Source organism: Halomonas sp. GT (genome assembly GCF_002082565.1).
Lineage (GTDB): Bacteria > Pseudomonadota > Gammaproteobacteria > Pseudomonadales > Halomonadaceae > Vreelandella.
This window is the reverse complement of the sequence record NZ_CP020562.1, coordinates 1533995-1553025: the sequence shown is the minus strand read 5'-3', so window position 1 is coordinate 1553025 and position 19031 is coordinate 1533995. Positions and strand designations below refer to the sequence as shown.

Below are 19031 nucleotides of genomic sequence, written 5' to 3'. Positions count from 1 at the left end.
TAGTAGACAGAAGTATTTTATGGAAAAATATTCCATATTCATACCTGGGTTTATTTTTCCGGCTGCTTGGCGAGCAGGTAAATATCCATAATCCAGCCGTGGGTGTCGCGTAGTTCTGCGCGGCGCTGGATGATTTGCTCGCTGACCTCGCTTAGCCAGCCTTTGATTAAGCACTGTTTATCCATGCCCAGGTAGGCGCCCCACCAGATGTAGGTGTCGTCAAACGGCAGCGTGGTAAACGCCCCGCCGCTATCCAGCATTACGGCTACCGTGGCAGCATCATTTGGCCAGCCGCGCTCGCGCAGGCGGCGGCCGGTGGTGATTTGTACTGGCTCGGCGAGGGCATTGAGGGGAATTTTATGTTCCGCGGCGAGCACCTGCAGGCTGGTGATGCCTGGCACCACTTCTACATCAACCTGCTTGCCCGCAGCGCTTAAGCGCTGGGTAATGCGCAGGCTGCTGTCGTAAAGCGAAGGGTCGCCCCACACCAGCATGCCGACCCGACCGCCATTGGGGAGATGTTCATCCATCAATTGCGCCCAAACGCTGGCAATCGCAGCGTGCCAGTCGTCTACCGCGCCAAGGTAATCATTATGATCATCGCGACTGGGAAGATCGAACTCGACGATCTTGGTGGTCACTGGTTCTTCTAACAGGCGTTCGCAGAGTAAGCGGCGCAGGTCGATCAAATCCGACTTGGCCTCGCCTTTGCGAGGCAGAAGAATCAGGTCGGCGCTATTGAGGGCGCGCACGGCGGCCAGGGTGACGTGATCAAGGTTGCCGGTGCCGATGCCTATTAGCGATAGCGTGATCATGAGTCGCTCTCTTGGTCTTGGCTTGCCGTGGCAAAAGGCGAATCCGCCGACTGGGGGCGAAAACGGCGGTCGTAGCCTACCGCGTAAAGGCTGCTCTCCTGGAAGTCATCGCTTTCAAGCACTGGTCCCACCAGGATCAATGCGGTGCGCTGCATGGAATCATCGATCAGCTCTTCTATAGTATCCAACCGCCCCCGCACCACTCGCTCATCGGGCCAGCTTGCCCGCCACACAATCGCCACCGGGCACTGCGCGCCGTAGTAAGGCGTCAGGCTTTCGACTACCTGGGAAAGGTTATGGATGGAGAGGTGAATGGCCAGCGTTGCCCCAGTGCGGGCGAAATTGGCAAGCGTCTCGTTACTGGGCATAGCGCTGGCACGCCCCGATGTACGGGTGAGCACTACCGACTGAGCCACGCCGGGTAGCGTCAGTTCCTGACCCAAGGTTGCCGCCGCTGCCGCAAAGGATGGCACGCCTGGGGTAATGCTGTAGGGGATATTCAGCTCGCGCAGGCGACGCAGTTGCTCGCCCATGGCCGACCATACCGAGAGATCCCCCGAATGCAGTCTGGCCACATCCTGGCCTTCGGCGTGGGCGCGGCTGATCTCCTGCATGATCTCATCCAGCGAGAGCGGCGCGGTGTTGATCACCCTTGCCCCCGCCGGGCAGTGTTCCAGAATCTGCTCCGGCACTAAAGAGCCCGCATACAGGCACACCGGGCAGGCGGCGATTAAATCCCGCCCGCGTAAGGTAAGCAGATCCGGCGCGCCAGGGCCTGCGCCAATGAAGTGTACGGTCATTCGGTGGCTCCTTCTGGTACTTCTAACAACGCCAGGGCGGCAGTGGCCCGCCGATCTACTGAAATTATCCGTGGCCCCACTAATCTCGCATTCGGGCCTGCGGCTAATAGCGCCGCGGCTTCGGCAACGCTGCCTGTGCCGCGCGCCTGCATACTCTGGTTTGAATGGGTAAGCGTTGTCACTGTTGATAGCTCGGCATCCGCTACGGCGATGACTTCAATATTGCGCAGCCGGCCTAGCTCTTCTACCAACGGCAACATAGAACGCGCCGCCGCCAGCCGGTTGATAAGGCCGTACTTGTAGACAGCAGCGTACTGATCAATAAGCTGATCTAACGCTTGAATAAGTGATTCAAGCGTGGCTTCGCGGCGAAAACCAAACCCTGCAATTCTCAATGCCGATGGCTTCATCGAATGCCCCGCCACTGAACAATCGGATAGCTGGCTTTCCAGCCCCGTCGTGTACCGATGGGGGCGGCGTTGGCAAGCTCTAAACGCAGCAGTTCGCCACCTACCTGCTGGTGCCAGTGCGCCAGCAGCGCTTCGGATTCCAGAGTGACGGCATTGGCAACGATACGCACGCCCATGGGCAGGCGCTGCCATAAGTCGTCTAACAGCGCTTGGGATAACCCACCGCCGATAAATACCGCATCGGGTAGCGTCGTATCGTTGAGTACGTCAGGCGCGCGGCCCTGTTTTACTTCTAGCCAGTCAACACCCAGGTTGTTTGCGTTGCTGCGTGCTCGCGCTGCCCGTTCAGCGTTTTGCTCAAAGCCCACCGCCTGATTATCCGTATGGGTGAGCAGCCACTCAATGGCAACAGAACCCGAACCGGTACCGATATCCCACAGCCGCTCGCCGGGCATGGGGGCAAGGGCCGCCAGGGTGATGGCGCGAATGGTCTGTTTGGTAATCTGGCCGTCGTGGTCAAAAAAATGATCCGGCAGGCCGGGCGTCAGCGGCAAGGCGGGGCCATTACCGGCGACTTCCAGCCCTACCGCCACCGGGTGGGCAATGTCGTCGGGCAAGCTGGCGTCGACACGACAATGGCGAATGCGCTCGTTATCACCACCCAAAGATTCCAGCAGTGTTAGCTGGGTATCTCCAAAGCCAAGCCTATTTACCAGCGCCGCCAGCTCGGTCACCGCCTCGCCGTCTCTTATCAACACCAGCAAGCGTCTACCAACATGCAGGTAAGGCCGAATGCGCGTTAGCGGTTTGGCGTGCAAACCCAGGCAAGTGCAACGCTCCAACGGCCAGCCCAAACGTGCAGCCGCCAGGCTAAAGGTGGAAGGGGCTGGCAGTGCCTGCCACTCGTTTGCACTGAGATGCTGCGCTAATGTAGTACCCGCCCCAAACCAAAACGGGTCGTTTGAGACCAGCATCACCACCCGGCGGCCGCGCTGATTTAGCAGCTTAGCAATGCCATCGGCAAAGGGCACTGGCCACTCAATCACCTCGGCGTTTAGCGGCGGTAAAAGGCGCAGGTGGCGGCGTGCGCCGAACACTACCTCGGCACTTTCCAATGCCTGTCGGCTTGCCGCTGTCAGCCCCTGTGTGCCACCCTCTCCCCAGCCTAAAAGGGTAAGCCAGGGAGCGTTGTTAACCTCAGCCATGATCAAAATCCTAATTCTCGGGGGAACCAGCGAGGCCAGCGCCCTGGCTAGCGCTGTTGCCAAGCGTGGCATTCCCGCCATTTTTAGCTATGCAGGGCGCGTTAACACGCCTAAACCCCAGCCACTGCCGACCCGCATTGGCGGCTTTGGCGGCGTTAATGGGCTGGTCACGTTTTTAGCCCAGGAACGCATTACCCATATTGTTGATGCCACCCACCCGTTTGCCGCACAAATGAGCAGCAACGTATTAGCCGCGGCGGCACAGTGCGGTGTAAAGGCCACCGCTTTTACCCGGCCTGCCTGGCAGCCTGTTACCGGCGACCAATGGCAAAGCGTGGCAAGTATTGATGAGGCCGTTAACGCCTTGGCTGGCCCGCCCCAACGGGTGCTGCTTGCGATTGGGCGAATGCACCTTAGCGCCTTTGCCGACCAGTCTCAGCACCATTACGTGCTGCGTTTAGTTGACCCGCCGACCAGCCCGTTGCCACTGCCGGATGTTAGCAGTGTGATTGATAGAGGCCCGTTTACGCTGGAAGGCGATCTCGCCCTGCTGGAGAATCAGCGCATCCAACGCATCGTGTGCAAAAACGCTGGCGGCGAAGGTGCGTCGTCCAAACTCACCGCGGCGAGAATGCTCGGCCTACCCATCGTGATGATCGAGCGGCCAGCACTACCGCCACGCCATGAAGTTCATCGTATCAATGACGTGTTTAGCTGGCTTAGTGACCACGATTAATCATCACGCCGAACGCGGCGTGTAAACCAGCGGCACGCCACTGCGTTCAATCAAGCGGGTTTGCTGGGAACCAACGATGACCAGCGTGCGCATATCAGCCATATCCGGCGTCGCTTGCTCTAATGTGGTGACGCGAATTGATTCTTCCGGGGTCGAAACCGCGCGGGCGAAGATTATCAATCGATCCGGCCCGCAGGCTTCCCGCAGTACCTCTAGCGTTCGTTCAAACCCCGCTGGCCGTGCCTTGGAGCGCGGATTGTAAAACGCCATGGCGAAGTCGGCCTCGGCAGCCAAGCGCAGGCGCTTCTCAATCAGCGCCCAGGGTTTGAGGTTGTCGGATAGATTAATGCAGCAGAAGTCGTGCCCCAGCGGTGCGCCGACGCTTGCGCTGGCGGCCAGCATGGCAGAAATACCCGGCAGTACCTGAATATCCAGCGTGCGCCACTGGGCATCGCCCGCCTCCAAGGCTTCGAATACCGCAGCGGCCATGGCGAATACGCCAGGGTCGCCAGAGGAGACAACCACTACCCGGTGGCCCTCAAACGCCAGTTGTAGCGCCTGCTCTGCCCGGCGAATTTCTTCGCGGTTATCAGAACCATGGCGGACTAATCCAGCCCTAGGTGCCACGCGATTAACGTAGGGCACATAGCCCACCACATCGGTGGCTTCCAGCAGCGCAGCCGAAACCTCCGGGGTAATCATGGCGTCGGCACCCGGCCCTAGGCCGACGATTTTCAGCCAACCGCTCATGGACGCCTCCCGTTGCCATGGATCAGCACAATCGAGAAGTAAGGCACGCTTTCGCCAACCTCACTCAGTGGCAGCACACGCTGCTGGGTCATGGCGGCGTACTCGATCAACCACGCCTCGCCTTCACGGCCAGCATGCGTCAGCGCTCTGCGCAGCTTGGCCAGGTTGCGGCCAATTTTCATCACCACCAGTGCATCGGTTTGGGCGATGCGCTCGGCCAGCGTCTCTTCCGGCAGCGTGGCCATCAGCACCGTCATGATGTCATCGCCCCAGGTGATCGGTTGCCCGGTGGCCGTCCAGGCCGCCGACATGCCGGTAATCCCCGGCACCACTGAGACCGGCACGCGATTCAGCAGCCGCGTGTAGAGGTGCATAAAGGAGCCGTAGAAAAACGGGTCGCCTTCGCAAAGCACTACTACATCGCAGCCGGCCTCTGCCATCTCGATCAGTTGGGCCACGCTGCGTTCGTAAAAGGCCGACAGCAGTTCATTGTAGCGAGGGTCATCAAACGGAATTTCCGTGGTGACCGGATACTCCATTGGCAGCTCGGTTGTGCCTGGGGCGACCAGGCCTTCCACAATGGTGCGCGCATGTCCGCAGCGGCCCTTTTTACGAAAATAGGCCACATGGGTCGCGCCGCGTATCAAGCGGTCGGCACGCATACTCATTAGGTCTTGGCTGCCGGGCCCTAAACCCACTCCGTAAATGGTTCCTTGGGTCATTCGATACAATCCGCCATGGCGTTGATGGCCGCTACCGTGACGGCGCTACCACCCAGGCGGCCACGCACGATACAGCTGGGCAGCGCGGGGTTAGCCAACAGCGCTTCTTTGGATTCCGCCGCGCCGACAAAGCCGACTGGGCAGCCAATAATGGCCGCCGGGCGCGGGCAGTCTGGATCTTCGAGCATATTGAGCAGATGAAACAGCGCGGTGGGCGCGTTGCCAATGGCGACGACCGCGCCTTCCAAGTGCGGCCGCCACAGTTCTAGCGCTGCCGCTGAACGGGTATTGGCCATTTCCTGGGCAAGGCCAGGGGTGCGTTCATCATTAAGGGTGCAGATGATGTCGTTATTAGCGGGCAGCCGTTTGCGGGTAATGCCTTCGGAAACCATCCGAGCATCGCAAAGAATCGGTGCGCCCTGTTCTAACGCTGAACGCGCTCGATTGACCACGTCATTCTGAAAATGAATATGCGCCGCCAGCTCCACCAGCCCAGCGGCGTGAATCATACGTACCGCAACCGTTTCTTCTTCCGCTGAAAAGCGATCAAGCTCAGCTTCATTGCGAATAATCGCAAACGACTGCCGGTAAATCGCCGGTCCGTGTGTTTCATAAACGTGAGGCACCCAAACTCTCCAAATAGTGTAAAACGTCAGATTCACTAAGGCCGGTGGCCTTCGGTGTGCTATCGGCGCGACCGTTAACAATCACGTCAAAGCGCCCTTCGCGGCCGGTTAGGCACAGCGCTGCTGGCCGTTGGCGGGCACAGCCTTTGGCACACCCGGATATGTGTACGCTTGCTTCCACCCAGCCACTTAGCCGTTCAGCAAGCGGCTGGGTGGAAACACTCGCCTGTTCGCAAAAGGGTGCACCGGGGCAGGCATCCATTGCTAGCCGCGGGTCGCTATTATGACGGATTAAGCCGTCAACCGCTGGTAGTGTATCGCCGCTCTTCACCAGCAAGCGCCGCCAAGGCGTGACCTGCAAGGCACTGACATTTATTGGCGATACAGCAGCGCGCAACGTATTAACCGCTACCCGCCCAAAGGGAAGCCCCACCACCCGGCCTTCGCTATGTTTGCCCAGCGCCAGCTTCTCGCCAGGGGATGCGGGGGCAGTATCCGCAGGTGCCCAGTCGGGCAGCGGTGCTGTGTGCCGCCGCATGCGCCCAGACTCCCAACCGCCGCTGTCCACAAACCAGTGGGTCAGGCGTATTAACTGCTCAACGGCGGCTTCGGACTCGTTCACCGCCGTGCCACACTCATAGCCATCGGCGCGTACTATCAAACTGCCTTCCACCGAGCGCTCAACACGAAAATCAGCGGCGCTATCGCACAGCACTGGTGCTTTTCCCGTATCAATGGCGATGCCGATCTTACCGGGCATGGTGGCTAATTCGCTGCCCCGCGTTTGCAGCAGGCGGGCAATGGTATGAGTGTCATCGCCCACTTGCCAAGCAGGTGCCAGCATCAGTTGCGGCTGGCGTTCTACCTGCGGGTCGTCGCTCACCAGCTGATGCTCAACCAGAAACGCCATCAGCGGCGGCCAACTGGCGTCGGTGACCCCGCGCAGCTGAATATTGGCCCGGCTGGTTAGCTCGATTAAACCGCTGCCGAAGGTCTCAGCGGCTTCACACAGTGCCACTACCTGTTGCCGTGAAAGCTGGCCCAGCGGTGGGCGTACACGCACCAACAGGCCATCGCCAGTAGCCATGGGTCGCCACGCGCCGGGGCACCAGCCTTTAATGCGCGGGATGGTGGTCATAATGCCCCGCCTCTTTGGCTTCATCCATTTCCAGCAGCAAGTCTTGTAGCGCCTGGCCATGTTCGCCGGGGGCTTGCCACATGCCTCGCTGGGCGGCTTCAAGTAAGCGTTCCGCCATCTCTTCTAAAGCCGCGGGGTTGTGCTCACGCAGAAACTGTTGATTAGCGGCGTCGAGCACCAGGGCATCACTCACCTGGGCGTACTGGTAGTCGGCGACTAGATCGGTGGTGGCATCGTAAGCAAACAGGTAGTCCACCGTAGCAGCCATCTCAAAAGCGCCTTTATAGCCGTGCTCGCGCATGGCATTGATCCACTTGGGATTCAACACGCGCGAGCGAATCACCCGCGCCAGCTCCTCTTTCAAGGTACGAATCTTGGGCACAGCGGGATTGGCGTGGTCGGCGTGATAAATAGTCGGTGCTTTTCCGCTTAGCGAGCGCGTTGCGTTGGCCATGCCACCCTGAAAAGCGTAATAGCTGTTGGAATCAAGAATATCGTGCTCGCGATTATCCTGGTTCTGCATCACCGCATCCAGCCCTTGGAGCTGCTGCTCGAACGCCGCCCGCGCAGCAGTGCCGGAAGCCTCAAACTGGCCGTAGGCGTAGGCACCTGTATCCATGTAGGCCTCGGCTAAATCGTCGGCGCTGTCCCAAGAGCGGTTTTCTATCAGGCGGTTTAAGCCCGCGCCATATTCGCCGGGTTTGCTGCCGAAGATACGGTAACTTGCCTCTTGGGCGGCCATCTCTGGGCTTAGCCCTTGGTCTTCCAGTGCTTGCTGGCGAGCAAGCACCGCCTCGCGGATGGTGTTGCTGTTACCCGGCTCTTCATAACTGGCCACCGCCTGCACGGCGGCATCAAATAGGCGGATCACATTGGGGAAGGCGTCGCGGAAGAACCCGGATACCCGCAGAGTGACATCTACCCGTGGGCGATTGAGCAGCATCGAGGGGATCACTTCAAAATCAGTCACCCGCTGGGAGCCCAGCGACCACTTAGGACGCACGCCCATCAGCGCGAAGGCCTGAGCGATGTCATCACCACCAGTGCGCATGGTGGCGGTACCCCAAATCGAAAGCCCCAAACGGCGCGGATAGTCGCCGTTATCCTGCAGGTAGCGCTCGACAAACGCCTGGGCGGATTTTTCCCCCAGCGTCCAGGCGGCGGGCGATGGAATCGAGCGGTTATCGACGCTGAAAAAGTTACGCCCGGTGGGCAGCGTATCCAGCCGCCCTCGGCTGGGCGCGCCGCTAGGCCCAGCGGGAACGAAGATACCTTCTAGGCCGTCGAGCAGCGACTGAATTTCCATCTTCACGCCGCGCTGCATGGCGACCCATAGCTGCTCGCGGGCATAGCGCAGTTGCTCCGCCGTATTGGGGTAATCTTGGGCCAGTTCCTTCAGGCAACCAGGGGCTAACACGTAGTCGGCCACCCAACGCTCGGCCAGCAGTTCCAGGCGCTCGCGGGTATCCGCGCCGGTGCGCCAAGGGGTATCCAGCAGCTCCCTTAGAACAACGGGCTTAGGCTTCTGCCAAGGTTCGTTGCCAGCGGCTAACGGATCAAAATCCAACCCTAAATCACTCGCTAGATTGTGCAGCAGGCCGCGGCTGGCCACCGCTTCACCACGGGGTAGCCGTAGCAGCGCTACCAATGTCCCCGCCCGCTTCTCTTGCGGCGGCAGCGTGCCGAGTATGTGCAGGCCATGGCGAATCTGCGACTCTTTGATATCGCACAGAAAGGTATCCAGCTCGTTGAGAATGTCGGCATCATCAGCACTGTTTTCACAACCGTCGACGGCGTGCGCCAGCTCCTGATCGATGCCGGTATCACGCAGGTGGGCGAGAATCTGGCTGCGAATCAGCGCTTCCCGGCGCGGATCCATATCCAGCGCTTGGTAATACTCATCACATAGCGCTTCAAGCTCAGCCATAGCGCCGTAGAGTTCGGCCCGCGCTAGCGGCGGCATCAGGTGGTCGATAATGACCGCCTGACTGCGGCGCTTGGCCTGGGCACCCTCGCCGGGGTCATTAACAATAAACGGATAAAAGTGCGGCAGCGGCCCCAGGGCAATATCCGGCCAGCAGTCCGCGCTCAAGGCGATGCTTTTACCCGGCAGCCACTCTAAGTTGCCATGCTTGCCCACGTGAATAACCGCGTCGACTTGATAGTGCTCGCGCAGCCAGTAGTAAAACGCCAGATAGCTGTGGGGCGGCACCAGCTCCATATCATGATAGGACTGGGTGAGATCGTCGATAAAGTCGCGTTCCGGCTGAATACCCACGAAGGTCTCTCCCAGTCGAACACCCGCGATCATCAAACGTCCCTGGCGGCATTTGGGGTCTTCGTGAGGCGCCCCCCAACGCGTCCATACGGTTTCTTGCAGCTCGCTGGGCAAGGTTTTAAACCAAGCAAGGTAATCATCAACGCTGATGCTCTGCCAGCAGGCGCGCTGGTCGAGGCTTCCGTGATCGTTGGTCACCGCGCCCTGAAGCTGGCGGATCAACCCATCGCCATTTTCCGGCAGCTCGCTGAGCGGATAACCCGCCCCTTTCAGAGCGCTGAGAATCTGCAGCGTCGATGCTGGGGTATCCAGCCCGACCCCGTTACCGATCCGGCCATCGCGATTGGGGTAGTTAGCCATAATCAGCGCAATACGCTTCTGCCCATTGGGGATTAGCCGTAGCGAACAGATGCGCCGCGCCAGCTCGGCCACAAAGGCGGCTCGTTCTGGATGAATCACGTGGTGGGTCACTGCCAGCTGGCAGCGCGGGTTATAGTGGGCTTCGGCTTTAAACCCCACTGCCCTAGTGATAATGCGACCATCCATTTCGGGGAGCACTACCTGCATGGCCACATCGCGACTATGCAGCCCGGCGGCCATGTCCTGCCAGTCTTCACTGGTGCTGCTGGCAAGAATCGCCTGGAGCACTACCGGACGCCCCACAAACAGGCTGTCGGGTAGCTTTTCACCCAGAGCATCCAGGCCGTCGGCGTTGCGATTGACCGCAAAGCTGGTGGTATTAATTACCAGCATGGCGCCGGTTTGCTCAATCAGGTGGTTGATAAAATCAATGCATGGCCCCTCTTTCAAGGAGGCCACGGCCACCGCTAGCGGCTCTAGCCCTTTTTCTCTGAGCGCTGCCAGCAACCCGTCGGGTACAGCGGTATTCGCCCCCTGCAAGTGGCTGCGATAAAACAGCAGCAGGCACACCGGCCGCCCTGGCACCTGACGATCACGCCACTCGCTTAGGCTTGACGCCTGCTGGTCTTGCGGTGCATAGATTACCGCGGCCGGAATAACTTTCGGCTCCTGCCAAGCCAGAGAAAGCGATAAACATTCGCTGGCAATAAAGCGCAGCAACTGCTCGGCGTTATCCACACCGCCCTCTCTTAAATAGCGCCACACCCGGTAAGCGCCATCAAAGGCGATGGTGGAATCTTCCAACAAGGCATCATCCGGTGCGTCGCAACCCGGCACCAAAATCAGCTGGCGTTCGGGTTTGGCTGCCGCCCAGTCGAGCAGGCGCTCATGACCATACTGCCAGTAGGCTTTACCGCCCAGCAGCGAGACGATGACCAGTTGAGCCTTTTCCAGCACCCGATCTTCATAGAGATCATAGGCCGCCGGTTTTACCAAATTCATCCAGTTGGCTAGCCGTACCGAGGGGTAGGCTTCTCCCAGGCGATCAACCGCCTGGGCCAGCGCCGACAGATTACTATCGGCGGCGGAGAGTATCACGACCTCGGCGGGGCTCTGTTGCAGGTCGATAATGCCTTCATCATCGACAAAGCCCCCGGGCTTGGCGGCAAATAAGTGCATTAGCTAGCCGTTTGAACCTCTGCTTCCACTAGCGCTTCACGTAGCGCGGCGCTATCCAGCGATTTGCCAATAATGACCAGCTGGGTCTGGCGCGTCTCGTCCTGGCTCCAAAGCCGGTCGAAGTAACCTTCCAAACGCTCGCCAACCGCCTGAATAACCCGGCGCATGGGTTTGCCGGGAATCGCGGCAAAGCCTTTGGCGCGGTAAATCTCGTGGCTTTTCAACAGCTGCTGCAGCTTGCTGGCCAGGGCGTCGCCATCCACTTCACCCAGGGTAATCACGCAGGAATCAAAGTTATCGTGGGCGTGGTCGTGATGCGCGCCTTCAGCGTGGTGCTTATCGTGGTGATTGGTGATGCTGTCAATATGCTCTTCGCTGGCCGCGCCAATGCCCATCAGCGCTTCCAACTGGGCAGTGTCGGTGGTCTGGGTCTGATCGATAAACAGCGTTTTTACCGATTCGCTCACCCGTGACTGAATCACCGCTTCAACCTGCGTGCGCTCTTCCGGGCTAAGCAGGTCCGCCTTGCTGACCAGCACCAAATCCGCCGCGCTTAGCTGGTCATCAAGCAGCTCTCGCAGGCTGGGGTCGTGATCCAGGCTTTCATCAGCACGACGCTGGGCTTCGACCTTATCCACATCGCTGGCATAACGGCCGGCGGCCACTGCAGGGCCATCAATCACGGTAATAATCGCATCGACGGTGCAGTGCTGGCGTACATCCGGCCAGTTAAACGCCTGCACCAGCGGCTTAGGCAGTGCCAGACCGCTGGTTTCAATCAGAATGTGGTCGATATCATTGCGGCGGGCGACCAGCTTTTTCATCACCGGTAGAAACTCTTCTTCCACGGTGCAGCAGATACAGCCATTGGCCAGCTCATAGATGCTGCCGTCTTCCCCGTCTAGCTGCCCGCCTTCGCTACCCTCTTCACACCCCAGCGCACAGCTGCGCAGCAGGCTGGAATCAATATCCTGCTCGCCGAACTCATTGACGATCACGGCGATCCGCTTGCCGGTCACTTGGCGCAGAATATTGGCCAGCAGCGTGGTTTTGCCGCTGCCGAGAAAACCAGTCACGACCGTGGCGGGAATCTTATTCAGCTGTACGTTATTGGGCTGCATGGGTAAATGCCTCGCTGTGCTGCAGTTCGCAGTGCGCCGGGCTGGCGGAAAAAAGCCTCGCCACAGCGTCAGGATTGTTGGGGAAAAACAGATGTAAATAGGTCGCTGTTAAGCGCTTTTGACGGTAAATCGCTTCCCCCGGTGCGGGGTGACGCTGACGGCGGCCGTGAGCAATCGGCTCGGGAGTGCCTTCCGACATAGAGCGGTGGTGCGCATGGCCACGAACCGGGCCTTCCGGCAATTCGGCAGTTTGCATCCCCTGACAGCCGCGCCGACCGCGCATCGCCCCCTGCCCAGGCAGCAAGCCGAGCATGGGGTAGATGATATCGTCGTAGTCAGTCAGGCTTTCCAGGCAGTACAGCAGCCCGCCACACTCGGCCAGAATAGGCTTGTCGGCGCGATAGAAAGCCTCAATGGCCGAACGCATGGCGCTGTTACCTGCCAGTTGCTGGGCGTGAAGCTCCGGGTAGCCTCCCGGCAGCCACAGCGCATCGCATTCGGGCAGGCGGTTATCCGTCAGCGGCGAGAAGAAGCGCAGCGTGGCACCCATCTGCTCCAGCAGATCAAGGTTGGCCTGATAGACGAAGCTGAAGGCGGCGTCACGGGCCACGCCAATGGTATGGCTTTTGAGCAACGGCTTAACGGCCGCAAGCTGCTCTTGCGGTGCGGTAAAGGTCACGGGTGAAAGCGCCGCGAGCGCGTCCAGCAGCCCGGCGGCTTCCAGCGCTTTAGCACCGGCTTCAAAGCGTGCCTCTAAATCCTCGCGAATCTCCGCTGCTTGCACCAGCCCAAGATGGCGTTCGGGGAGCGCTAAATCAGGGTCTCGTGGCACAGCGGCCAGCAAAGGAATCGCCGACGGCAGCGCTGACTCAATCAACTCACGATGACGCTGCGAGCCGCAGGCGTTGGCGATTAATCCGGCGATATGGATGTCATCACGAAAGCTGGCAAGCCCTGACACCAGCGCGGCAGCGGTCTGGGCCATGCCTTTTACATCCATGACAATTGCCATGGGAATAGCGAACAAGGCCGCCAAGTCAGCGCTGGAGGGCTCGCCGTCAAACAGCCCCATGGCACCTTCGACGAGAATCAAATCCGCGTCACAGGCGGCGTCATAAAAACGTTGGCGGCAGTAAGCTTCGCCTGCCATCCATAGATCTAACTGATCTACCGGTTGACCTGATGCCTGAGCCAATATCTGCGGGTCCAGATAATCAGGGCCAGTTTTAAACACCCGCACCACCTTGCCCTGATTGCGCAGCAGCCGCGCCAAGCCCGCTGTCACGGTGGTTTTACCCTGGCCGGAAGCCGGGGCAGCGATAAACAGCGCGGGGCAGCTAGCGGTTGGCATGCGCATTAGTATTCGATCCCCGCCTGAGCTTTGACGCCGCCGCGGAAAGCATGGCGCTCATCTTGAACAACGCTAATGGTATCGGCGATTTCCTGCAGCGGCGTGGCCATAGTGCGACCAGTAATGATGACGTTCTGGTGCATCGGGCGACGTTTGAGCGCTTCCACCACTGGCTCGGGGTCGAGATAACCGTACTTGAACATATAGCTCATCTCGTCCAGCACGATCATATGATAAGCGGGGTTCTCCAGCAGTCCTTTGGCGACTGCCCAGGCGGCCTCTGCGGCTTCGATGTCTCGCTCGCGATTCTGGGTTTCCCAGGTAAAGCCGTGGCCCATGATGTGCCAATCAAGCTTGGGATGATCGCGAAAGAACAGGTATTCGCCGGTTTCACGGCGGCCTTTAATAAACTGAATGACCGCGCACTGCTGACCGTGCCCCAGTGAACGCGCCATGGTGCCAAAGGCCGAGCTGCTTTTGCCCTTGCCGTTGCCTTTAAGCAGAATCAGCACGCCACGCTCTTCAGTGGCGCGGCTAATACGCTCATCGACCACGTCTTTTTTGCGCTGCATGCGGTTTAAATGGCTAGCGTCACTCATGGGCTTTCCCCAGGTTGATGTGCAAAAACAGAAGGTGCCAAAGATGGTTTGCCAAACGAGGCTGGCCAATAACGAGCGCCAAGTTGCTGGGCGATGCGTACGCCCTGCCCGCGTTTAACTCTCGATTGCTCGGTATCGATCAGCAGGCAGTCACCTAACGGGGCGAGGTCGTCAACAGATTCCCGTGTGCGGCCATCGGTAATCAGATAAGTTCGCACTTTTAAGCCGGGCTCGCGGCGCTGCCACTGTTGAATTAGCCGTTTGGCTTCAATAATCGCTTCCCGCAGCGGTGTGCCACCGCCGCCCTTGGCACTGTCAAGCGTGCCTTGCACGTTTTTGGGAGCACGACGACGTGAGAGTATCGACACCACGCCACCATTACCAAACCCCAGCACCGCGACCTGCTCCCGCGCAGCGTAGGCTTGGGTGACCAGTGACTCAACCAGCCCTTTGGCTTGACCTAACAGACGCTGCCCCAAGGTGGAACCAGAGGTATCCAGTAGCACCAGATGGGCTATCGCCTGCCCTGCGCGAGATTTGCGCATTTTTAACTGCCGCCAAGGCCACTGGCCACGATTGGCAATCAGCGTCGCGAACCCGTCTAGCCGTGAGGTTTCCGCCTGAGAGCGCCCTCGACCGGAGACACTTCCTTTGCCTGTGCTAGCCACTGTATCGGCATGTTGCGCACGCGGGGAAAAGGTATTGCTCTCAGGCAGATTAACCGCTGGCTGGTGAATAGACGCCTGTGCCATAGGCGGCATAGCGCCCCACTGTCCTGAAGAGCCTTGTCCTGCAGAGCCTTGCCCGCCTTGTCCAGTTAGGCCGTCTCGGGAATCGCTTGGTTGATTATCTGCTGCGCCCCCAGACGGCTCATTAGGTGGTTGAGGGTCTGATGAAAGCGTCCGCCGATGGGCAAGTACCCAGGGCGCTACCGTATCGATATCTTCTTGGCTGACGCTTTTCGCCCCCCGCCAGGCTGCATGAGCCTGGGCTGCTCGGTGCCAGGTAACATCGGCCCGCAGGCCTTCAACGCCGGCGGCTTCGCAGCGCGTCGCAATCGTCTCGTAAACCCAGCTATCGCTGGTCACTGAGGCTAGCGCCTGCTGGGCATGGCGAAGCTGCTGAGTCAGCGCTGCCTGCTCTACTGCAAACTGTTTTATGTAAGCCTCAGGGTCGCGGTCAAAGGCTTCGCGCTGCTGAACAATAGCAATGCGCTGTTTAACGCTGACGCGGTCAGCCTGTTCAATACAGAGCCCAAAACGGTCAAGCAGCTGCGGGCGCAGCTCGCCCTCGTCTGGGTTCATGGTGCCAATCAAGCTAAAGCGCGCCGGGTGGGAGTGACTGATGCCATCGCGCTCAACGATATTGACCCCGCTAGCGGCCACGTCCAGCAGCAGGTCAATCAGCATATCTGGCAGCAGATTGACTTCATCGACATACAACACCCCGCCATGGGCTTTGGCGAGGAGCCCTTCATGAAAGGTGGCTTCACGCTCGGCTAGCACCTTTTGCAAATCTAGACTTCCCACTAGCCGGTCTTCGCTGGCACCAAGTGGCAGAGTGACAAAGGGTGGCTTTTTGCCATTGCTGTCTTTTGGCAAAACCGCTGCCAGCGCCCGCGCCAGAGTGGATTTCGCACTGCCCCGTGGGCCGCTGATTAGCACACCACCAATGTGCGGATTGATCGCATTTAGCAGCAAGGCAGTTTTCAGCGCCTCCTGGCCAACAACGCCCACAAAGGGAAAGTCACTCAACCGAACCTCCCATGCAGAGCATGCCCGAAGCTTGAACTTGATTCATGATGATTTGATAAGTAATGATAAAACCATTCATAAGGAAACGATGAAATAAAGTATTGCAGTATAGAGGAAGGCGCGGCTTTGAAGCCAGTTCGAAACCCAGGTCGTCCCCAGCGACAGCCTAGATAAGTTAAGATATAGCTAACATATAACACTTGAATTAATTTAAATGTTATAACATAACAATAAATACCATTGTCGGTATGTTCATCAAACATCATCAACCCTCTGGATACCAGATATGAAGGCCCTAGACATGAAGGTCATGTGTTATCTACTGAGCACCGCGCTACTGCCTGTCTCTTTTGCGATGGCCGATACCACCACTTACCCCGTTAACTTGACCAACTGCGGCGTAGAGATAAGTGTGGCGTCGGCACCTGAGCAAACGGTCACGGTGGGTCAGTCGGCCACGGAGATCCTTTATTCGCTAGAGCTCGCTAGCAGCGTGAACGGCACTTCGGTCTGGTTTAATCCGGTCTTGCCGCAGTTTGCAGACGTCAATGAACAGGTCGAGCGAATCGCCAACGACGACCCGAGCTTCGAAGCCGTCGTCAATAAGCGGCCTGATTTGGTTGCGGTACAGTATGAGTGGCACGTGGGCCCCACCGGTAGCGTGGCCAGCCGGGATCAGTTCCATGAACTAGGCATCGCCACTTACATCATGCCCGCCGATTGCGACACCAAGGATAACTCTACCGGTGGCGATGGTACTCGCACTGCCGCCTTCTCGACGGAGTCGATTTATAAAGGGATCACTGAACTGGCGGAAATTTATGACGTTCAAGACGCTGGTGAAGCCCTGGTGGCCGATCTTAACGCCCGTGAAGAGCACGCTATTAACTTAGCAAGTCGCCTTGATTTACCAGAAGACCTCTCGGCAGTATTTTGGTTTTCATCAACGGATCTCGGGGTTAGCCCTTTCGTTGCCGGCCAACTTGGCGCACCGGGCTATATGATGGAAAAACTGGGCATTCGCAATGTCATTGAGTCTGATGAAGAGTGGCCCACCGTTGGCTGGGAAAGCATCGCCAAGGCTGACCCTGATGTGATTGTTATCGCCTCCATGGATCGTCGTCGTTTTCCTGCTGACGACATCGAAGCAAAACGTGAGTTTCTGCACAGTGACCCCGTCACTAGCGAAATGACGGCGGTTAGAAATAACCGCATCGTAGAGATGGATGCCCATGCGATGAGTGCCACCATGCGCAGTATTTACGGCCTTGAGTCATTAGCCGAGGCGCTATCGACGATGTCTTTCAACTGATATGGCTTTTAACGAATGAGCATAGCGCTATCACGGCCAACAACTAGGCGCTTCGGGTTGCGCTGGCTTTGGGTGACGCCTCTTGTACTGGTGGCCGCGCTCATCGCGGGCACCGCCATCGGCGAGACACCAATTCCCGTTGATACGATACTCAAAGTGCTCGCCAATCAACTACTTGGCGCGGATTACCCAGTTGACCGAATCGACGAGGGTATTATCTGGAACTACCGCCTCAGTCGCGCCGTCGTTGCCGCTTGTTGCGGCACCAGCTTGGCGCTGGCGGGAGTCGTATTGCAGGCCCTGCTGCGTAACCCTCTGGCTGACCCCTATTTAATGGGCATTTCTGCTGGAGCTTCTACGGGTGCCGTTGCAGTGGCGGTTGCTGGGTTAGGCGCTGGCATGCTGTCGTTATCGCTGGGTGCCTTCGCTGGCGCTCTACTCGCTTTTGGCATCGTCGTGATGCTCGCCCATGCAGCTAATAGTGGTGTCGGTGGTGGACGTGGTGTTCAGGCAGCAGGAGCGATTATTCTGGCGGGGATTGCTGGCTCGCAGCTGTTTAATGCACTGACTGCTTTTATCATCACCAAGTCAGCAAGTGCTGAACAGGCACGGGGCATTATGTTTTGGCTGATGGGCAATCTCTCCGGGGTGCGCTGGGCTGATGCTAGCCTAGCGGTGCCTGCCGCGCTGTTCGGGCTAATGGTTTGCCTATGGCACCGCCGTTCCCTTGATGCGTTTACCTTCGGAGCCGATAGTGCCGCGTCTATGGGCATTGCAGTGCGCCCGGTACGCGGCATGCTGATTATCGCGATGGCGCTGGTCACTGCGGTAATGGTTTCCATCGTAGGCGCGATTGGCTTTGTTGGCTTGGTCATCCCCCATGCGATGCGCTTTATTGTCGGCAGCCAACACACGCGTTTAGTACCCGCCACCGCGCTTGCTGGCGCGGTATTTTTAATCGGTTCAGATATTCTTTCGCGCACTCTAGTATCTGGTCAGGTGCTTCCCATCGGGGTGATTACATCTCTGATCGGCGCGCCCGCTTTTGCGCTTATTCTTGTCCGTGGCAAGAGGCATTAATGCAATTATCTGCAGAACAACTCACCTGGGCGGTACATGGCACGCCACTGGTCGTTGACGTCAATCTCACCGTCGAGCCCGGTCAGACCTTTGGTCTGGTGGGCCCCAACGGCTCGGGAAAAACGTCCCTGCTGCGTTTGCTGGCCGGTTTGAACAAACCTAAGAAAGGCCAGGTGCGGATTGATGGCCAGCCTTTACACGCTCTCAAACAACGGGCTATCGCTCAATCTATTGCCTTAGTTGAGCAACAGGCTGATACCACCGATAGAATTACCGTGCGCCAAGTGGTCGCGCTGGGCCGCACACCTTTCCTTTCCGCATTACGCGCCTGGTCAGTTGAAGATAATGCCATCGTGGCTAAAGCGCTGATAGATGTCGATATGGTGCATATGGCAGACAGGCTGTGGCATACCCTTTCTGGCGGTGAGCGCCAGCGCGTGCATATTGCCAGGGCATTAGCTCAACATCCTAATATCCTGCTACTGGATGAGCCTACCAACCACCTGGATATTCGCCACCAGCTTTCGATTCTTGAGATGGTCAGGCAACTGCCGATTACGGTGATTATTTCACTACACGACCTTAACCAGGCCATGGAGTGCGACCGCATCGGCGTTATGGATAGCGGCCGCCTGATCGATAGCGGCCCACCACGTGATGTGCTAACTGCCAGCAGGCTACAACAGACCTTTGGTGTGCATGCCCATGTGATCGATGACCCTGTCGATGGCAAGCAGATCATGCGATTTCGAAATGCTGTTTAGGTTGGGTTGGTTTGCCTATATCTTTATAGCA

The 19031-nt window shown here is 58.4% G+C and carries 17 protein-coding genes; 4 read left to right on the top strand and 13 right to left on the bottom strand.

Annotated elements, in window-relative coordinates; genetic code table 11:
* Positions 1-50: 50 nt before the first annotated feature.
* Genes cobF through cbiE form a run of 4 tightly spaced genes read right to left on the bottom strand, consistent with a single transcriptional unit; the run spans position 51 to position 3230 of the window.
* Positions 51-815, bottom strand: coding sequence for a precorrin-6A synthase (deacetylating) (gene cobF, locus B6A39_RS07165; RefSeq protein WP_083003168.1), 765 nt, complete (start codon positions 813-815; stop codon positions 51-53).
* The gene (cobM, locus tag B6A39_RS07160) at positions 812-1615 is read right to left on the bottom strand and encodes a precorrin-4 C(11)-methyltransferase (RefSeq protein WP_083003165.1); all 804 of its coding nucleotides are present in this window, start codon (positions 1613-1615) and stop codon (positions 812-814) included. The genes cobF and cobM overlap by 4 nt, the downstream gene beginning before the upstream one ends.
* Complete coding sequence (locus B6A39_RS07155; protein ID WP_083003162.1) at positions 1612-2025, bottom strand: cobalamin biosynthesis protein; 414 nt, start codon at positions 2023-2025, stop codon at positions 1612-1614. The genes cobM and B6A39_RS07155 overlap by 4 nt, the downstream gene beginning before the upstream one ends.
* A complete protein-coding gene (gene cbiE, locus B6A39_RS07150; RefSeq protein WP_083003159.1) occupies positions 2022-3230 on the bottom strand; it encodes a precorrin-6y C5,15-methyltransferase (decarboxylating) subunit CbiE in 1209 nt (402 codons plus the stop codon). Before cbiE ends, B6A39_RS07155 begins: the two co-directional genes overlap by 4 nt.
* On the opposite strand from cbiE, the gene B6A39_RS07145 reads away from it, so the two are divergent.
* Positions 3229-3966, top strand: a complete 738-nt coding sequence (locus tag B6A39_RS07145) for a cobalt-precorrin-6A reductase (protein ID WP_083003155.1) — start codon at positions 3229-3231, stop codon at positions 3964-3966. The genes cbiE and B6A39_RS07145 overlap by 2 nt on opposite strands.
* Before the next feature lie 3 nt (positions 3967-3969).
* Here B6A39_RS07145 and cobJ read toward each other — a convergent pair whose 3' ends face one another.
* Genes cobJ through B6A39_RS07100 form a run of 9 tightly spaced genes read right to left on the bottom strand, consistent with a single transcriptional unit; the run spans position 3970 to position 15844 of the window.
* Positions 3970-4716, bottom strand: a complete 747-nt coding sequence (gene cobJ / locus B6A39_RS07140) for a precorrin-3B C(17)-methyltransferase (protein WP_083003152.1) — start codon at positions 4714-4716, stop codon at positions 3970-3972.
* Positions 4713-5438: a precorrin-2 C(20)-methyltransferase gene (locus tag B6A39_RS07135; RefSeq protein WP_083003148.1), complete on the bottom strand. Its 726-nt coding sequence runs from the start codon at positions 5436-5438 to the stop codon at positions 4713-4715. The genes cobJ and B6A39_RS07135 overlap by 4 nt, the downstream gene beginning before the upstream one ends.
* Positions 5435-6064: a precorrin-8X methylmutase gene (locus B6A39_RS07130; protein ID WP_083003145.1), complete on the bottom strand. Its 630-nt coding sequence runs from the start codon at positions 6062-6064 to the stop codon at positions 5435-5437. Before B6A39_RS07130 ends, B6A39_RS07135 begins: the two co-directional genes overlap by 4 nt.
* Positions 6048-7202: a cobalamin biosynthesis protein CobG gene (locus tag B6A39_RS07125; protein WP_083003142.1), complete on the bottom strand. Its 1155-nt coding sequence runs from the start codon at positions 7200-7202 to the stop codon at positions 6048-6050. The genes B6A39_RS07130 and B6A39_RS07125 overlap by 17 nt, the downstream gene beginning before the upstream one ends.
* The gene (gene cobN / locus B6A39_RS07120; RefSeq protein ID WP_083003139.1) at positions 7180-11019 is read right to left on the bottom strand and encodes a cobaltochelatase subunit CobN; all 3840 of its coding nucleotides are present in this window, start codon (positions 11017-11019) and stop codon (positions 7180-7182) included. The genes B6A39_RS07125 and cobN overlap by 23 nt, the downstream gene beginning before the upstream one ends.
* On the bottom strand, positions 11019-12140 hold the full coding sequence (gene cobW / locus B6A39_RS07115; protein ID WP_083003136.1) for a cobalamin biosynthesis protein CobW: 1122 nt from the start codon (positions 12138-12140) through the stop codon (positions 11019-11021). The genes cobN and cobW overlap by 1 nt, the downstream gene beginning before the upstream one ends.
* A complete protein-coding gene (locus B6A39_RS07110; protein ID WP_083003133.1) occupies positions 12127-13497 on the bottom strand; it encodes a cobyrinate a,c-diamide synthase in 1371 nt (456 codons plus the stop codon). Before B6A39_RS07110 ends, cobW begins: the two co-directional genes overlap by 14 nt.
* Positions 13497-14090, bottom strand: a complete 594-nt coding sequence (gene cobO / locus B6A39_RS07105; protein ID WP_083003130.1) for a cob(I)yrinic acid a,c-diamide adenosyltransferase — start codon at positions 14088-14090, stop codon at positions 13497-13499. The genes B6A39_RS07110 and cobO overlap by 1 nt, the downstream gene beginning before the upstream one ends.
* Complete coding sequence (locus B6A39_RS07100; RefSeq protein ID WP_083003127.1) at positions 14087-15844, bottom strand: ATP-binding protein; 1758 nt, start codon at positions 15842-15844, stop codon at positions 14087-14089. The genes cobO and B6A39_RS07100 overlap by 4 nt, the downstream gene beginning before the upstream one ends.
* Positions 15845-16154: 310 nt before the next feature.
* Between B6A39_RS07100 and B6A39_RS07095 the strand changes: the two genes are divergently transcribed.
* From B6A39_RS07095 to B6A39_RS07085, 3 genes are read left to right on the top strand one after another with little or no spacing between them, the layout of a single operon-like run.
* Entirely contained in the window at positions 16155-17156 is a 1002-nt protein-coding gene (locus B6A39_RS07095) for an ABC transporter substrate-binding protein (protein WP_442906319.1), read from the top strand.
* 15 nt (positions 17157-17171) lie between these two features.
* Positions 17172-18236, top strand: coding sequence for a FecCD family ABC transporter permease (locus B6A39_RS07090; RefSeq protein ID WP_083003120.1), 1065 nt, complete (start codon positions 17172-17174; stop codon positions 18234-18236).
* Positions 18236-19000, top strand: a complete 765-nt coding sequence (locus B6A39_RS07085; RefSeq protein WP_083003117.1) for an ABC transporter ATP-binding protein — start codon at positions 18236-18238, stop codon at positions 18998-19000. Before B6A39_RS07090 ends, B6A39_RS07085 begins: the two co-directional genes overlap by 1 nt.
* Positions 19001-19031: the final 31 nt, after the last annotated feature.

What these genes read in the sequence shown, in the direction of transcription:
- cobF (WP_083003168.1), bottom strand. Translation starts at nt 815, where the DNA reads ATGATCACGCTATCGCTAATAGGCATCGGCACCGGCAACCTTGATCAC.
- cobM (WP_083003165.1), bottom strand. Translation starts at nt 1,615, where the DNA reads ATGACCGTACACTTCATTGGCGCAGGCCCTGGCGCGCCGGATCTGCTT.
- B6A39_RS07155 (WP_083003162.1), bottom strand. Translation starts at nt 2,025, where the DNA reads ATGAAGCCATCGGCATTGAGAATTGCAGGGTTTGGTTTTCGCCGCGAA.
- B6A39_RS07145 (WP_083003155.1), top strand. Translation starts at nt 3,229, where the DNA reads ATGATCAAAATCCTAATTCTCGGGGGAACCAGCGAGGCCAGCGCCCTG.
- cbiE (WP_083003159.1), bottom strand. Translation starts at nt 3,230, where the DNA reads ATGGCTGAGGTTAACAACGCTCCCTGGCTTACCCTTTTAGGCTGGGGA.
- cobJ (WP_083003152.1), bottom strand. Translation starts at nt 4,716, where the DNA reads ATGAGCGGTTGGCTGAAAATCGTCGGCCTAGGGCCGGGTGCCGACGCC.
- B6A39_RS07135 (WP_083003148.1), bottom strand. Translation starts at nt 5,438, where the DNA reads ATGACCCAAGGAACCATTTACGGAGTGGGTTTAGGGCCCGGCAGCCAA.
- B6A39_RS07125 (WP_083003142.1), bottom strand. Translation starts at nt 7,202, where the DNA reads ATGACCACCATCCCGCGCATTAAAGGCTGGTGCCCCGGCGCGTGGCGA.
- cobN (WP_083003139.1), bottom strand. Translation starts at nt 11,019, where the DNA reads ATGCACTTATTTGCCGCCAAGCCCGGGGGCTTTGTCGATGATGAAGGC.
- cobW (WP_083003136.1), bottom strand. Translation starts at nt 12,140, where the DNA reads ATGCAGCCCAATAACGTACAGCTGAATAAGATTCCCGCCACGGTCGTG.
- B6A39_RS07110 (WP_083003133.1), bottom strand. Translation starts at nt 13,497, where the DNA reads ATGCGCATGCCAACCGCTAGCTGCCCCGCGCTGTTTATCGCTGCCCCG.
- cobO (WP_083003130.1), bottom strand. Translation starts at nt 14,090, where the DNA reads ATGAGTGACGCTAGCCATTTAAACCGCATGCAGCGCAAAAAAGACGTG.
- B6A39_RS07095 (WP_442906319.1), top strand. Translation starts at nt 16,155, where the DNA reads ATGTGTTATCTACTGAGCACCGCGCTACTGCCTGTCTCTTTTGCGATG.
- B6A39_RS07090 (WP_083003120.1), top strand. Translation starts at nt 17,172, where the DNA reads ATGAGCATAGCGCTATCACGGCCAACAACTAGGCGCTTCGGGTTGCGC.
- B6A39_RS07085 (WP_083003117.1), top strand. Translation starts at nt 18,236, where the DNA reads ATGCAATTATCTGCAGAACAACTCACCTGGGCGGTACATGGCACGCCA.